Annotated in this window: 15 protein-coding genes; 11 read left to right on the plus strand and 4 right to left on the minus strand. The window is 71.3% G+C overall.

Annotated features, from left to right (window positions below; all coding sequences use genetic code 11):
- Positions 1 to 76: 76 nt before the first annotated feature.
- The 3 genes from K4G64_RS33135 to K4G64_RS33145 all read left to right on the plus strand — a co-directional run bounded on the left by K4G64_RS33135 (position 77) and on the right by K4G64_RS33145 (position 2,990).
- On the plus strand, positions 77 to 763 hold the full coding sequence (locus K4G64_RS33135) for a GntR family transcriptional regulator (RefSeq protein WP_221759623.1): 687 nt from the start codon (positions 77 to 79) through the stop codon (positions 761 to 763).
- A 74-nt stretch (positions 764 to 837) separates the two neighbouring features.
- Positions 838 to 2,130, plus strand: coding sequence for a phosphatase PAP2 family protein (locus K4G64_RS33140; RefSeq protein ID WP_260461317.1), 1,293 nt, complete (start codon positions 838 to 840; stop codon positions 2,128 to 2,130).
- An 89-nt stretch (positions 2,131 to 2,219) separates the two neighbouring features.
- Entirely contained in the window at positions 2,220 to 2,990 is a 771-nt protein-coding gene (locus K4G64_RS33145; RefSeq protein ID WP_221759624.1) for a hypothetical protein, read from the plus strand.
- An 88-nt stretch (positions 2,991 to 3,078) separates the two neighbouring features.
- Here the strand turns inward: K4G64_RS33145 and K4G64_RS33150 are convergent, their stop codons facing one another.
- Entirely contained in the window at positions 3,079 to 3,312 is a 234-nt protein-coding gene (locus K4G64_RS33150) for a hypothetical protein (protein ID WP_221759625.1), read from the minus strand.
- 144 nt (positions 3,313 to 3,456) lie between these two features.
- Between K4G64_RS33150 and K4G64_RS33155 the strand changes: the two genes are divergently transcribed.
- The 3 genes from K4G64_RS33155 (at position 3,457) to K4G64_RS33165 (ending at position 7,138) form a co-directional block, all read left to right on the plus strand.
- Positions 3,457 to 4,302, plus strand: coding sequence for a hypothetical protein (locus tag K4G64_RS33155; protein WP_221759626.1), 846 nt, complete (start codon positions 3,457 to 3,459; stop codon positions 4,300 to 4,302).
- A gap of 175 nt (positions 4,303 to 4,477) precedes the next feature.
- Complete coding sequence (locus K4G64_RS33160; protein ID WP_308122554.1) at positions 4,478 to 5,317, plus strand: SDR family oxidoreductase; 840 nt, start codon at positions 4,478 to 4,480, stop codon at positions 5,315 to 5,317.
- 42 nt (positions 5,318 to 5,359) lie between these two features.
- Positions 5,360 to 7,138 (plus strand): sodium:proton antiporter, encoded by a 1,779-nt coding sequence (locus K4G64_RS33165; RefSeq protein WP_221759627.1) that lies wholly within the window; start codon positions 5,360 to 5,362, stop codon positions 7,136 to 7,138.
- Between the two features lie 3 nt (positions 7,139 to 7,141).
- Here K4G64_RS33165 and K4G64_RS33170 read toward each other — a convergent pair whose 3' ends face one another.
- Positions 7,142 to 8,974 carry a glycoside hydrolase family 15 protein gene (locus K4G64_RS33170; RefSeq protein ID WP_221759628.1) on the minus strand — a complete coding sequence of 611 codons (1,833 nt, stop codon included), beginning with the start codon at positions 8,972 to 8,974 and terminating at the stop codon, positions 7,142 to 7,144.
- A 152-nt stretch (positions 8,975 to 9,126) separates the two neighbouring features.
- Here K4G64_RS33170 and K4G64_RS33175 point away from each other — a divergent pair, with 152 nt between their 5' ends.
- Positions 9,127 to 9,564, plus strand: a complete 438-nt coding sequence (locus tag K4G64_RS33175; RefSeq protein ID WP_221759629.1) for a hypothetical protein — start codon at positions 9,127 to 9,129, stop codon at positions 9,562 to 9,564.
- A gap of 355 nt (positions 9,565 to 9,919) precedes the next feature.
- Positions 9,920 to 10,708, plus strand: coding sequence for a calcium-binding protein (locus K4G64_RS33180; protein ID WP_221759630.1), 789 nt, complete (start codon positions 9,920 to 9,922; stop codon positions 10,706 to 10,708).
- A gap of 69 nt (positions 10,709 to 10,777) precedes the next feature.
- Here the strand turns inward: K4G64_RS33180 and K4G64_RS33185 are convergent, their stop codons facing one another.
- Both K4G64_RS33185 and K4G64_RS33190 read right to left on the minus strand, forming a co-directional pair.
- Positions 10,778 to 11,407 (minus strand): sigma-70 family RNA polymerase sigma factor, encoded by a 630-nt coding sequence (locus K4G64_RS33185; protein WP_308122555.1) that lies wholly within the window; start codon positions 11,405 to 11,407, stop codon positions 10,778 to 10,780.
- A gap of 186 nt (positions 11,408 to 11,593) precedes the next feature.
- Positions 11,594 to 12,313, minus strand: coding sequence for a hypothetical protein (locus K4G64_RS33190; protein ID WP_221759632.1), 720 nt, complete (start codon positions 12,311 to 12,313; stop codon positions 11,594 to 11,596).
- Between the two features lie 128 nt (positions 12,314 to 12,441).
- Here K4G64_RS33190 and K4G64_RS33195 point away from each other — a divergent pair, with 128 nt between their 5' ends.
- From K4G64_RS33195 to K4G64_RS33205, 3 genes are all read left to right on the plus strand, one after another.
- The gene (locus tag K4G64_RS33195; protein WP_308122556.1) at positions 12,442 to 12,702 is read left to right on the plus strand and encodes an inner-membrane translocator; all 261 of its coding nucleotides are present in this window, start codon (positions 12,442 to 12,444) and stop codon (positions 12,700 to 12,702) included.
- A gap of 109 nt (positions 12,703 to 12,811) precedes the next feature.
- On the plus strand, positions 12,812 to 13,249 hold the full coding sequence (locus K4G64_RS33200) for an NfeD family protein (RefSeq protein ID WP_221759633.1): 438 nt from the start codon (positions 12,812 to 12,814) through the stop codon (positions 13,247 to 13,249).
- A gap of 71 nt (positions 13,250 to 13,320) precedes the next feature.
- Positions 13,321 to 14,428: SPFH domain-containing protein (locus tag K4G64_RS33205; RefSeq protein ID WP_221759634.1), on the plus strand; the 1,108-nt coding region annotated here is incomplete at its 3' end.

A 14,428-nucleotide genomic window follows, 5' to 3' on the forward strand; every position in this document is an offset into this window, starting at 1 on the left:
ACCCGGCCGTCGCCCTCGCCTGCCACCCCGCCCACGCCCGGTCAGGGCGCCAAAGCGGCGATGTACTGTACGCAATATGTCACTCGACCGCCCCGTCGCCCGCCGCCTTCTCAGTGACGAGGTCTTCGACCGTCTGCGCGACTCCATCGTGCGCGGCGAACTCGTGCCCGGTGAGAAGGTCAGGGACGGGGAGCTCGCCGAGCGTCTCGGGCTCAGCCGTACGCCCGTGCGCGAGGCGCTCGCCCGGCTCGCCGACATCGGCCTGGTCGAAGCGAAGCCCGGCGTCTACACCCGCATCACCACCCTGGACCGGCGCGATGTCGAGAACACCCTCGCCGTCCTGCGCTCCCTCGACCAGCTCGCCGTGCAGGCGGCCGTTCCGGTCATGACCGAGCGGGACCTCGTGCGCATGCGCGAGGCCAACCGCGACTTCGAACGGGCCGTCGCCGCCGGCGACACCGCCGCCGCGCTCGCGGCCGACGACCGCTTCCACGCCGTCCCCGTCGCGGCCGCCGGCAACCCCGTGCTCAGCCGGATCGTCGAACAGCTCCACCCGCAGATCCACCGCATCCTGCACCGCGAGTTCTCCACCCTGCTCGGCGGCCGCGGCACCGTCGAGCACCACGGCCGGCTCATCGAAGTCTGCGCCGGCGGCGACGCCCGCGCCGCCGCCGACCTCTCCGGACGCCACTGGCTCGAACTGGGGGGACACATCAACGAGCTGTTCGACACCGACCGGTTCGCGGAAGCGGTGTCCGGGTGAAGCCCTCCGAAGGTGTGGACTCGCGAATAGGCGGCAGGACGGCGTGGAGTGCGTGGCGCCACCGGCGCGCGACGCTGTGGATATCGGCGGCTGTGCTGGCCTGCGGGTTCCTCGTCGCCCTGGAGATAGCCTCCCGCGGCTACGGGGAACCGGGGCCGATCACCAACCAGCTGAGGGCCCTGGTCTTCGCCCCCAAACCGGGCCCGCTGTACGGCGGCCTGGTGCTGATGATGGTGGTGCTGACCTGGCGGCAGCGGTTCATCGCGGCCGGCGCCGCGCTCGGTATCGACTCCGTCCTGCTGCTGGTGCGATGGGCGGCCGGCGTCGAGGCGGGCGACGGCGAGTACTTCGGCACCGGCGCGCTGTGGGTGATGCTGGGCTTCGCGGTCGTCGCAGTCACCCGCCGCACCGGCGTGGAACGCGTCCTGCTGCTGAAGGGCGTAGGGCTGGGCTTGTTGCTGGTGGCCGCCCGCAAGACCGGTGACACCTGGCTGTTCATCACGTCCAAGACCCGCCCGACGGTGCTCGACCAGTACGTGGCGATGGCCGACCACGCGCTGGGCAACCCGTCCTGGCTGGCTGGCCGGCTGGTCGAGGCCACCGACCCGATCAGCTCCCACGTCCTTCAACTGGTCTACGGCCAGCTCGCCGTGGCCGCGGTGGTCGTCGCGGCGTACCAGCTGCGCAACGTGACGGCCGAACGCCGCTTCCCGAGCCATCACCTGGTGCGCACCTTCCTGGTGATAGGCCTGCTCGGACCGGCCTTCTACATGCTCTTCCCGGTGGTGGGGCCGGTCTTCGCCTACGGCCCGGGGGCCTCCGGCACCGGCGGTGTGGAGTGGGCCGCGGCCAACCTGTGGCCGCACACGCCCCTGCCGATCACCGCCCCGGCCCCGATGACGTACGACGGGATCACGCCCCGCAACTGCATGCCCAGCCTGCACACCGCCTGGGCCGTCGCGATCTTCGTCCACTCCCGCCGGGCGCCGCGACTCCTGCGGTTCGCGGGCACGTTCTGGCTGGTCGCCACCCTCGCCGCGACGGTGGGGTTCGGCTACCACTACGGCGTCGACCTGGTCGCCGGCGTGGTGTTCGCCCTCACCATCGAGGCGGCGCTGCGCTCGGCCGAACGCGGCTGGGACCGGCGGGGCGTCCAGCTGGTCGCCTACGGCACCACGGTCTTCCTCGCGCTCCTGGTGTCGTACCGCTACCTGCCGATGGAGATGGCCCGTCACCCGGAACTCTCCGGGCCCTCGCTCATCCTGGCGATGACCTCGGTGATCTACGGCTACGTACGGACCACCAGGCGGTGGGAAGCGACACTCGCACCGGTCCCGCGGCCGGAACCGCAGCCCGAACCGGTCTGAGCCGTGCCGTGTCACCGAGGTCCCGGACGCGGGTAAGGTGGCGACCTTCGGACGGCGGAAGCCGGACGGAGTCCTCGAAGGCCGGGCCCATGCATCTCGCCGACCGTCCCGCACACCGCCGCCTCGGCGCGGCGCTGGAGAACCTCTCCGTCACCTTCCGCGGCATGACCGCGCATCCGGACGAGAACAACTGCGAGTGCCACTGGGGCAGTGCGCAGGAGCTCGCCCTGCTGAAGACGCCGGATGTGGAACTGGGACCGGACCTCCTGCGCCGGACCTGGCAGGCCATCGACTGGTCCGATCACGCCGCCGTGCTGCGCCGCATCCTGCCGCAGTTCGCCACCGTCCTGGTCGCCGGCCGCGCGGAGCCGATGTTCGGACGGCTCGCAGAGGCCGGGTACTCGCTGGCCCGGGGCCGCTGGCAGCAGTGGCCCGAAGAACACGCCGGCCCGGTACGTGAGTTCCTCCAAGCCTGGTGGGTGCAGAGCCTCACCGATCCGGACGCGGTCGTACCGGCACACCAGGTCTTCGCGCTGTGCGCCGAGGCGTCCGGAACGCTGGATCCCTGGCTCGCCGAATGGGAGCGGCAGACCGGGCACCTCGGCGACCTGCGGCTGGCCGAGGCGGCGGCGGAATGGGAGTACGAACTCCTGGGGGACCGCCTGCCGTGGAGCGTCGACTGGTACGAGAACGACGCGGAGAAGATGCGTGCCGACCTGGTCGCCTGGCTCCTCGGCCACGCGGCGGCCCGGCTCCGCGCATCGGGCGCGCCGGAGGAGCTGCAGCACCGGATACGGCTGCTCGGGCTCCCCGAGGAGGACCGCTGGACGGACGAGTACTGGCCTGGCCACCGCTACTGACGGCCGGGACGACCCGAGGCTTCGTCGCCGCCGACACGCGGACACACCAGCTGCTGATGTCCGGGACACGGCCGGTCTGAGCGGCACCTCAGCGCGGACCGTGTGCCCGAGGCGGTGGCGGCATCGTGTCCTCGATCCCCCCTGCCCCCGCGAAGAACCGGGCCGGGTTCGCGGTCACGCGTGGGCGCCGGGGCATCGGCGGCACCGTATATCGCTGCCAGTCATGGTCCGACCGCTGCGCATCGACGATGGCGAACAGGACCATCAGCAGCGGGATCGATATGACGAAGAGAAGGCCGAGCAGCGACCAGATGCTGTCCATCGACACCTCTGTCAGCTGATATGCACGGGCATGGGCCCTCAGATTCGCACCGCCGTGAGGGGTGCACCAGGGGCGCGCGACGCACTGGCGGGGGCGCGGCGTTTCGCCCGCGGGACCGCCTGGCCGGCGATCTACGCTCGGCCGGTGGCACGAACCGAGCAACACGCCGAGGGAGCGGGACCGTTCACCACCCGGCTCACCTGGCACCTCCCGGACGGCGGCACCGCCGTATGGGAGTCACGGCCCGCCCGACGGCGCGGGACCCTCGCCGTGCGGCCGCCCGGCTCGGCCACCACGCGGCACACCAGTGCCGGTGACGTGGCGCTCCGCCGCCTGCGCAGGCTCAACGCCACCGCCGCGACCGCCTTCGTCATCGGCGGAGCCCTCTTCGCGCTGGGCGCCGGTATCGCCCAGTTCGGCTCCGGCGACGCGACCACCTGCGCCTCCATGTACTTCGCCGGCGGCCTGTTCTTCAACACCGGCGGCTACGTCTCCCTGCTCCAGGTCGTCAACGCTCCCCGCCATGTCCCCGGCGGTGAAGGGCGGCTCGTCACCCACGGCTGGCGCTGGTGGAGTTACGAGCCGGGGCGGGTGGACTGGCTGAGCGCGTTCGTCCTCTTCGCCGGCACCCTGGTGTTCGCCGTCGACCTGCTGGACTCCTTCCTCCAAGGGCTGACCGTCCAGCAGATCAACCGGCTGATCTGGGCGCCGGACGTCATCGGATGCGTGCTCTTCCTGATCTCCGGGCACCTCGGGTTCGTCGAGATCTGCCACGGCCGGCTGTGCGTCCGCCGCCGCAGTCTCGGCTGGTGGATCGTCGCCGTGAACCAGCTCGGGTCCGTCCTCTTCATGCTCTCGGCGCTCGCCGCCTTCACCCGCCCCTCCACCGGGAGCCTGATCAACGCCGACATCGCCAACTGGGGCACCCTGGTCGGCGCCTTGTGCTTCTCCCTCGGCGGCCTCCTGCAGCTCTACGAGCGCCCCGCCTAGCCGCCGGGCCGGACACCGGACGTCGTCTCCGGCCGGGGGAACCTTCTCGGCCAGGCAGCGCAACACCAGCCCGCCGTCGGCGACGCCCGCCGCCCCCGGTGGTTGTGTGACGCGCGAGCGCGACGGGCCGCGGCCCGACCGTGCGGGGCCGTGCGAGCGCAGGAGGCAGTCGATCGTGAGTTCCACCGAGGGCGCACCCCAGGGCGTGATCCCCGCCCATCTGCTCCGGGGCCAGAAGGCGCTGGTGACCGGGGCCAACTCCGGCATTGGCAAGGCCACGGCCATCGGCCTGGGCAGGGCCGGAGCGGACGTGGTCGTCAACTATGTGGCCGGCCGGGAGGAGGCCGAGAAGGTCGTCGAGGAGATCACCTCGTTCGGGGTGCGGGCGGCGGCCTACGAGGCGGACGTGTCCGACGAGGACCAGGTCGTCGCCATGACGCAGCGGATGGTCGAGGAGTTCGGGACGATCGACATCCTGGTCGCCAACGCCGGGCTGCAGCGTGACTCCGCACTCACCGAGATGACGCTCGCCCAGTGGCAGAAGGTCCTCGACGTCAACCTCACCGGGCAGTTCCTCTGCGCCCGCGAGGCGACCAAGGAGTTCCTGCGCCGCGGGGTCGTCCCCGAGGTGTCCCGCGCCGCGGGCAAGATCATCTGCATGAGCTCGGTGCACCAGCTCATCCCGTGGTCGGGGCACGTCAACTACGCCTCCTCCAAGGGCGGTGTGCGGATGATGATGGAGACCCTGGCCCAGGAACTCGCCCCGAAGAAGATCCGGGTGAACGCGATCGCCCCCGGCGCCATCAAGACCCCCATCAACCGCAGCGCCTGGGAGACCCAGGACGCCGAGCGGGACCTCCTGCGGCTGATCCCCTACGGCCGCGTCGGCGCCCCCGAGGACATCGCCCACGCGGCCGTCGGCCTCGCCTCCGACCTCATGGACTACGTCGTGGGCACCACCCTCTACGTCGACGGAGGCATGACCCTCTTCCCCGGATTCGCCACCGGCGGCTGACCCCGCGGCCGCACCGCCGCGTTCGACAGGGACGGGACCGACATGACCGAAGACCGGATCCTGCTGGGCATCGGCCTGGTCGTCGTGCTCGCGGTGGGCTCCCAGATCCTCGCGCACCAGCTGCGCGTCCCGTCGCTGATCGTGCTGCTGCCCGCCGGCTTCACCGCCGGAGCACTCACCGACGTCGTCCACCCCGACCAACTGGCGCCCGACTTCACGGCCCTGGTGTCGCTCGCGGTGGCCGTGATCCTCTACGACGCCGGGCTGGGCCTCGATCTGCGGTATCTGAAGGGCGAGACGCGGAGCGTGGTGGCCCGGCTGATCGCGCTGGGGATCCTCGCCACCTGGGGAGCCTGTCTGGGACTGGTCACCGTGCTGTTCGACGTCCCCCTCACGGTTTCGGTGATGGTCGGCGTGATCCTCGTGGTGTCCGGGCCGACCGTCGTCGGCCCCCTGCTCGACCACGTCCGGCCCACCGACCGGGTGCGCAGGATCCTGATCTGGGAAGGGTCCCTGATCGACCCCCTCGGCGGCATCCTCGGGGCGGTCGTCTTCCACGTCATCGTCCGCTTCCAGGACGACCAGGGGTTCCGGTTCGGGACGTTCGCCGGGAGCATCGCCGTCGGCCTCGCCGGCGGTGTGGTCGGCGTCGCACTGCTGTGGCTGGCCCTGCGCAGGCTGCGGCTCGTCGGGACGCTGGGGACGCTCGCGCAGCTGGCGGCCGTCGTCGCGGTGTCCGCCGGGTGCGACGCGGTGTTCGACGACACCGGGCTCATCGCGGCGATCGTCATGGGGATGGCGCTGGTGAACATCCCCGGTTTCGACATGCCGGCGCAGCGGCCCTTCTTCGAGACCGTCGTCGAACTGGTCATCGGTCTTCTGTTCGTCTCCATCTCGGCCACGGTCACGCCGAAGTCCGTGGTTCCCGTGCTCCTGCCCTCACTGGCGCTCGTCGCCGCGCTCGTCCTGGTGGTGAGGCCACTGGTCGCCGTGGGGGCGGCGGCACGGACGCGGCTCGGCCCCGGGGAACGCGGATTCATCGGCTGGATGGCACCCCGGGGCATCGTCGCCGCCGCCACCGCCTCCACGTTCTCCGCCGCGCTCGTCGACAAGGGGCTGCACGGCGCCGAGAAGATCCTGCCGATCACGTTCCTGGTGATCGTCGGAACCGTCCTGGTGTACGCGCTGACGGCCCGGCCGGTGGCCGCCAGGCTCGGCGTCGTCCGGCCGGCGCGGACCCGGCCCCTGCTGGTGGGCGGCGCGCCCTGGGCGATCGATCTGGCACGGTCGCTGCGCACGGCCGGTCTCGCCGTGCTGATGTGGGCCGGACACCCGCGGGAACGGGACCGGATCAGGACGGCGGGGATCGAGCTGGCCCCGGGCGAACTCCTGGCCACCGTGACCGACCCCGAAACCCGCCTGGAGGGCGTCACGGCCGTCCTCCTGCTCACGGACGACGACGACTTCAACGCGCTCGCCTCCGTCGTCGTGCAGAACAGGGTCGAGGGACCGGTCTACCGCGTCGGCCCCCCGCCCGGCGGCCAGGGCGTGGTCGCCCCGTACACCGGGGGCGGTGTGCTCTTCGGGGCCGGTCTCGTCCGGGACACCCTGGCGGCCCGACATGAGCGTGGGGCCCGCTTCCTGGTGCAGCCCGCCTCCGAGCAGCGGCCCACCGGGCACGACACGCTGTTCGTCGTCCGGGCCGACGGCCGGCTCGAACCGGTCACCGAGGGGCGGGAGGTCGCGCCCGCCGAGGGGGACACCCTCGTGCTGCTCGGACCCGCACCGCAAGGTTCCGCGGGCACGAGCACCCCGGGCTGACCGTCAGCGCCGGTTCAGCGCCGCGTCGAGGGTGATGGCCGCGTCGATGAGCGCCAGGTGGGTGAACGCCTGCGGGAAGTTACCCAGTTGGCGTCCGGTCAGGGCGATCTCCTCGGAGTACAGGCCGAGATGGTTGGTGTATCCGAGCATCTTCTCCAGGACGAGCCGGGCCTGGTCGGTCCGCCCGGCGCGGGCGAGTGCGTCGACGTACATGAAGGTGCACAGCGAGAAGGTGCCCTCGGAGCCGCGCAACCCGTCGGGTGAGGCCTCGGGGTTGTACCGGTACACCAGGCTGTCGGTGACCAGTTCCTGCTCCATCGCGTCCAGCGTGGAGGCCCACATCGGGTCCTCGGGCGTGATGAAGCCGACCGTCGGCATCCGCAGCAGCGAGGAGTCGAGCACATCGCCGCCGTAGTGCTGGACGAAGGCTCCGCGCGACTCGTTCCACCCACGCTCCATGACCTGCTCGTAGATGGTGTCCCGCACGCTGCTCCAGCGTGCGGCGGTGGCCGGGCGGCCCGTGGCCTGCGCGAGCCGCAGCGCGCGGTCGAAGGCGACCCACGACATCACCCGGCCGTAGGTGAAGTGCCGGCGGCCTCCACGGGTCTCCCACAGGCCCTCTCCCGCCTGGTCCCAGTGTTCCGTCAGCCAGTCGAGCACGGCGAGCAGCCCGGTCCACTGCCGGTGCCCGGGATGGATCCCGTGCCGGTGGGCGAAGTAGATGCTGTCCAGCGCCTCGCCGTAGATGTCCAGCTGGATCTGTGTGGCGGCGCCGTTCCCGATGCGTACCGGGGCCGACCCCTCGTAGCCCTCCCAGTGGTCCAGGGTCTCCTCCTTCAGATCGGAGGAGCCGTCGACCGCGTACATGATGTTCAGCGGCCCGGAACCCCCTTCGCCACCGGCCCGCTCCTTGATGCGCTCGCCGAGCCACCCGATGAACGCCCGGGCCTCTTCGGTGAACCCCATGCCCAGCAGGGCGTACACGGAGAAGGAGGCGTCCCGGATCCAGGTGAACCGGTAGTCCCAGTTGCGCTCGCCGCCCAGCTGTTCGGGCAGCCCCGTCGTGGGGGCCGCCACCACGGCGCCGGTGGGGGCGTAGGTCATGAGCTTCAGCGTGATGGCGGAGCGTTCCACCGCCTCGCGCCAGCGCCCGGAGTACCGGGACCTGCTCAGCCAGGTCCGCCAGTACCGGATGGCGTCGTCGAAGGTCTGCTGAAACTCGGCGAGCCGGATCTCCCGGGGCGGCCCGTCGGCGGCGGACTCCAGGACCAGTCCGCGCTGCTGCCCCGCCTGGAGGGCGACCGCGAGATGCAGGTCTTTGTCGACCGTGAGGGAGTTCAGCAGCCGGTCGTCGTCCGGTTCACGGATGGGGTGGACCGTCAGGTTCTGCCCCTCCGAGACGAAGACCGCGCCGTGCTCGGTGACGTGCAGCTCGTGCGGCTTGCGCCCGTAGTCGAAGCGGGGCGCGATGTCGATCTCGAAGGTCATGCTGCCGCGCACACAGCGGACCAGGCGGACCAGCCGGTGGCTCGGGGTGACCGTCGTGCCGGTCACCGGCATGAAGTCGAGCACCTCACCCGCGCCCGCCTCGGTCATGAACCGGGTCACCAGGATCGCCGTGTCGGGCAGGTACAGCTGCTTGGTCGTGTACGTCGTGTGAGCGGGCCTGACCGTGCAGTGGCCGCCGTCGTTCTTGTCCAGCAGCGCGCCGAACACGCTGGGCGAGTCGAAGCGCGGACAGCAGAACCAGTCGACCGTCCCGTCCGTGGTCACCAGCGCCGCGGTCTGCAGATCACCGATCAGGCCGTGGTTCTCGATCAGCGGGTACTCGTCCATGGAGGCGCCCCTTCCGACGTGCACCGTGCCCCGGACAGCGGCCCCCCGACCAGCGTAAGCCGGGGGTCGGACGCCGTCCTCTCGGCCGTCCCCGTCACCCCGGCGGCTCCTCACCTGTTGCGAGTGGACCGGTCCACCACTGAGGTGGAGGCATGCAGCCCGAGCCCGCCGCCGCGGAAGACCGACCGAGGCCACCCCTGGAGCGATCGCACTGGGTGGCCTTCGCAGGGGTCCTGCTGTTGCTCAGCGGCCTGTTCGACATCACCAACGGCTTCGTCGCCCTGCTGGACCACGGCTACTACGAGACGACCTACGACCACGGCCAACGCCTCCTCGTCTTCAACTACGACGCCTGGGGCTGGATCTGGATCATCGTCGGCATCGCGCAGCTCCTGGCGGGCGTGGGCGTGCTCGTGGGGTCGCGGGCGGCACGGCTCACCGGGATCGTGCTGGCCTCGGCCTGCCTGGTGGGCCAGCTGATGTTCCTGTCCGCGTTCCCGTGGTGGTCGGTCGCGACCATGGCCCTGTCCGTGCTCGTCATCTTCGGCCTCGTCGCCGAACCGCGGCACGTACCGGGGATGCGGGTCTGAGGTCTGAGGCGCTGCTCACCGCGGGGGCACCGGCGTCCGGGTGACGTCCGAGGGCCCCGGCGCGCTGGATACATCGGGCCAGTCCGTGTGACGGCTGTGCCCCGGGCAGGCCGACGTGAACCGGGGGATCAGAGTGGCACCGCGTGCAGCAGTGAGTCATCGGCGTTCGTCGAAGCGACGCTCCACGGTGATCCGGCAGCGGGAGACCTGACCTCCCTCGTCACTGGACGATCCTCGCCCCCCCCGGTCACCCGGCCTGACCCGCCCCGCCCCGCCCTGCCCCGCTCGGCGGGCGCTGCTCATCAGTCATCGCTCATCTCATCAGGCATCAGTCATCGCTCCGTGAAGGAGACACATGCGCAAGCGCGCTGCCCTTGCCGTCCTCACCGCCGTCGCCGGAGTGGCCGGTTTGGCCGTGCCCGGTGCCCACGCGGACGACAACGTGGGCGACATCCGGGTCGACGGCGTCGTCGTCAATGGCGGAAAGAACATCGTGGTCGACACGGCCGACAGGACGATCACGGTCTCCGTGACCGCCACCGACCCGTCGGGCATCTGGGACGCGGACTTCACCCTGTGGCGGGGCCCGGACGGCTCCGACCCCTACTACAGCGCCGACGGCGTGATCGATCCCAACGAGACCACCACCCCGGCCGACTGCGTCGCCTCCAGCAGCACCACGTCGACCTGCTCGAAGACCTTCACCTTCGAGCCGGACTGGTGGCTCACGAACGCCGACGCCGGCACATGGAAGGTCCAGGCCCAGGTGTCCGCCAACGACGGCAGCTACACCGACCGTTGGGCCTACACCACCACCCGGCTCCAGCGGCACTCCCAGCTGACCGTCAACGCGAGCCCCGAGCCGATAGCCAAGGGCAAGACGCTCACGATCACCGGCAAGCTCAGCCGGGCCAACTGGGACACGCTCGACTACCGCGGCTACACCAACCAGCCGGTCAAGCTCCAGTTCCGCAAGGCCGGCACCACGACGTACACGACGGTCAAGACCGTGTACACCTCCAGCACCGGCACCCTGACGACCACGGCCCCCGCGGCCGAAGACGGCTACTGGCGCTGGAACTTCGCGGGGACCACCACCACCCCGGCCGTCAGCGCGACCGGCGACTTCGTGGACGTGCAGTAGCCGAACGCGTCCCCCTCCATTGCTGCGGGACCGCGCGCCCGGGGCGACCGGCGGCTGTCTCACGGTGTGTCAGGCCGCGGTCCTCACCGGCCCCGAGCGTTCCGCGTCCCGCAGCGACGCGACCAGGGAGGTGCGGGCGCGGGCGACCCGGGACCGGACGGTGCCGATCGGGCAGTCGCTGAGGTGTGCGGCCTCCGCGTAGGGAAGTCCGACGAGTTGGGTGAGGACGAACGCCTCACGCCGGTCCTCGGGCAGCTCGGCCAGCAGTTCGGCGAGCGCGACGCCGTCGTCGAAGCCGGGCAGACCGCGCGGCTGGACCCGTTCGGCGGCGCACTGCCAGTCGTCGGTGTCGGCGAGGCGGGGCCGGGCGGCGGCGTGGCGGAAGCTGTCGATCACCGCGCGGCGGGCGATGGACAGCAGCCAGGTGCGGGCCGAGGAGCGGCCTTCGAAGCGGTGCAGGCTGCCGAGTGCGCGCAGGAACGTCTCCTGGGCGAGGTCGTCGGCGGCCTGGGGGTCCGCTCCCAGGTAGGTGACGTAGTGGCGGACGTCGCGATGCAGGGCGCGGACGAAGCGTTCGACGGCCTCGGGGTCGCCGCCGCGGGCCGCGAGCGCCCACGCCGTTATCGACTCCTCGGCGGGCGTCGTGGTGTCGGCGTGCACCGTCTTGTCGCGCGAGGTGGGCAGGACAGAAGTGATCACCTGGTGTCCTTCTCGGGAATCCGGCATCCGGGCCGGCGCAGGGGCCGGTGGATCCGGTGAGGGTGTGGGGTGCGGCCGTACGCGCGCACGGTGGCGCATCACAGGCGGATGCGCGGCGCGGCGTTCGACCGGTGCCCGAGCCGCCCGGGCACGGTGGCGCCGTGGGTGGTCGGGAAGCCGGCTGTCTCAGGCGACAGCGGTCCCCACGGGCGGACCCCGAGTGGTGATGGCGTGGGTGAGAAGGAGCCTGCGTGGTGCCCGGGCGGAATCACCGCGGCGGGCGCGGACGCGGGGGCGGTGCGGCGGTGCCGGAAGACGCAGCAGCAACCGCAGGGGCGCGACGAGCCATCCGGCCAGCGCCCGCAGGACGCGGAAGGCGGCACGCTCGCCGTGCGCGAGCCACAGCCCGCAGAGCAGGGCGGCCAGCAGGTGCGCCGCGAGCATGCCGGTGGAGGACATGCCGGCCATGCCGTGCCCTGCCGACGCCAAGGTGTCCATGCCGTCCATGCCGTGGCCCATGGCGGCCGTGCCGTCCATGCCGTGGCCCGAGTGGGACATGGGCATGGAGGGCGAGCCGTGCTCCATGGCGTGCGAGCCGTGCTCCATGGCGTACGTGTGCGCCGGCATCGAGGGCGACGGCGCCGGGCTCACGGCCGTCTGCGTGAAGGAGAACCACGCGTGCAGCGCTGTCTGGGCGGCGACCGTGAACGGAACGACGACGTGGAGTCCGCGCTCCCGGCCGGCCACCAGCCACGCCGCACCGCCGACCGCCGCGGCTCCGGCGACCAGCGCCCACCAGGCCACCGCGGCCTCCGCCATCAGGACGTGTCCCAGAGCGGCGAGCACCACACAGACGGCCGCGAACACCGCGGCCCGTCCTGTGCGTGAACACCACCCTGCTGTCATGGCGGTTCATCCTCGCATCCGTGGATCCGGCGTCAGGGGTGGGTACGGAAAGCCCCCTGGCATCACGCTCAAACGCGACCTCCGTGATACACGCCACACGGCTTGGAGGGGAAGAGCCGGGAGTCCTGGTGGCGGACGTGGCGGCCGGGCTGCTGGTCGCCATCGTGCTTGCCGTCCGGGGGATGAACCGGATGGACGCCGGCTCCGGACGGACAGCGGACGGCGTGCCGTCTCCGGACTGGGCGACGGTGCTGGGCTTCGGCGCTCTGGCCCTGGCGCTCGGTGCAACGGCCGTCTTACTGCTGCGGATCGGGCACCGGGGCATCGGTGCGGTGCAGCTGACGCTCTGCGTCTTCCTGACGGTCCACACGCTGAGGTCCTGGCCCTGACGCGGAACCACTGCGGCCCTGACCCGGAACCACTGCCGACCCGTGTCTGTGCTGTCCGGAGTTCCGGGCGGTAGCTTGGTGGTGAGGGCCCCCGGAGAAGGGCGATTCGATGGCGTGGTTCGTGTGGCTGCTCGCCGCCGCAGCACTGGGCGTCGCGGAGTTCTTCACCCTGACCCTGGTTTTCGGTCTCCTGGCGGGTGCCGCGTTGGTCGCCGCCGTCGTCGCCGGTGTGGGCATCGGCGTGGTCGGCCAGTTCGTGGCCCTCGGAGTCGCGGCGGCCGCGGGCCTGATCGTCGTCCGTCCTGTCGCGCTGCGGCAGATGACACAGCAACCCCTCACCCGCGACGGCAGCGACGCGCTGATCGGCAGACGGGCCGAGGTCATGCAGGAGGTCACCGCGACCCGCGGTCTGATCAAGCTCTCCGGCGAGGAGTGGTCCGCCCGCGCGCTCGACGAGAGCCACGTCATCCCGGTGGGAGCGCTGGTCGACGTCATGGAGATCGAGGGCGCCACGGCCATCGTCTACCCCCGCGAGCTTCTCCCGTGAACGGCTGAACGCAACCGCTGAACACAACCGCCGAAGGCAACCGCTGAACGCACAGCAACGGAGGCAGCACTGTGGAACCAGTTGTCGTCCTCGCCCTGGTGGCGGCCCTCGTCGTCGTCTTCCTCGTGGCCTCCAGCGTGCGGATCGTCCCGCAGGCGCGCCGCTACAACGTCGAGCGGTTCGGCCGCTACCGCCGGACGCTGCAGCCCGGGCTGAACCTGCTCCTGCCGGTGGCGGACCGCATCAACACCAAGCTCGACGTGCGCGAGCAGGTCTATTCGTCCGACCCCAGGCCGGTGATCACCGAGGACAACCTCGTGGTCAACATCGACACCGTTCTCTACTACCAGATCACCGACCCGCGGGCGGCCGCCTACGAGGTCGCCGACTACCTGCAGGCGATCGATCAGCTCACCGTGACCACGCTCCGGAACGTCATCGGCAGCATGGACCTGGAGGAGACCCTCACCTCGCGCGAGGAGATCAACTCCCGGCTGCGCGCGGTCCTCGACGACGCCACCGGCAAGTGGGGCATCCGGGTCAACCGCGTCGAGATCAAGGCCATCGATCCACCGCACACCATCAAGGAGGCGATGGAGAAGCAGATGCGCGCCGAGCGGGACAAGCGCGCGGCCATCCTGCACGCCGAGGGTGAGCGGCAGGCCAAGATCCTCACCGCGGAGGGCACGAAGCAGAAGGACATCCTGGAGGCGCAGGGTACGCAACAGGCCATGATCCTGCGGGCGGACGGTGAGGCGAAGGCGGTGGACCTCGTCTTCCAGGCGGTCCACCGCAACAACGCCGACGCGAAGATCCTGGCCTACAAGTACCTGGAGACGCTCCCGCACCTGGCGAACAGCGACAACAACACGTTCTGGGTGATCCCGGGGGAGCTGACCGAGGCGATCCGGACCGTCACCACGGCGTTCGGCGACCAGTCGACAGCGGGCGCGCCCTCACCGCCGCAACCCGAGGAAGCAGCCACGGCCGGCCCCGGCGACGCGTCGTACGAAAGCCGGACTCCGGAGCTCGGCGCGGGCTCGGCGGCCTCGCTCGACGCCGCCGCGGCCGCCGACGAGGCGGGGAGGCAGGCTGCGGCCGCGGTGAGCGACGCCAAGGCCGAAGCCGAGGCCGCGAAGTCGCCGCAGACGCCGCGGCGGGGGCAGACACCCGGGGGGC

It is taken from the genome of Streptomyces sp. WAC04114 (assembly GCF_019733245.1).
GTDB classification, from domain to species: Bacteria; Actinomycetota; Actinomycetes; order Streptomycetales; family Streptomycetaceae; genus Streptomyces; species Streptomyces massasporeus_A.

Bases quoted from the DNA above. Each gene is read 5' to 3' on its own strand.
- K4G64_RS33180 (WP_221759630.1), top strand. From the start codon at position 9,920: ATGCGCAAGCGCGCTGCCCTTGCCGTCCTCACCGCCGTCGCCGGAGTG.
- K4G64_RS33175 (WP_221759629.1), top strand. From the start codon at position 9,127: ATGCAGCCCGAGCCCGCCGCCGCGGAAGACCGACCGAGGCCACCCCTG.
- K4G64_RS33190 (WP_221759632.1), bottom strand. From the start codon at position 12,313: ATGACAGCAGGGTGGTGTTCACGCACAGGACGGGCCGCGGTGTTCGCG.
- K4G64_RS33135 (WP_221759623.1), top strand. From the start codon at position 77: ATGTCACTCGACCGCCCCGTCGCCCGCCGCCTTCTCAGTGACGAGGTC.
- K4G64_RS33165 (WP_221759627.1), top strand. From the start codon at position 5,360: ATGACCGAAGACCGGATCCTGCTGGGCATCGGCCTGGTCGTCGTGCTC.
- K4G64_RS33145 (WP_221759624.1), top strand. From the start codon at position 2,220: ATGCATCTCGCCGACCGTCCCGCACACCGCCGCCTCGGCGCGGCGCTG.
- K4G64_RS33200 (WP_221759633.1), top strand. From the start codon at position 12,812: ATGGCGTGGTTCGTGTGGCTGCTCGCCGCCGCAGCACTGGGCGTCGCG.
- K4G64_RS33170 (WP_221759628.1), bottom strand. From the start codon at position 8,974: ATGGACGAGTACCCGCTGATCGAGAACCACGGCCTGATCGGTGATCTG.
- K4G64_RS33150 (WP_221759625.1), bottom strand. From the start codon at position 3,312: ATGGACAGCATCTGGTCGCTGCTCGGCCTTCTCTTCGTCATATCGATC.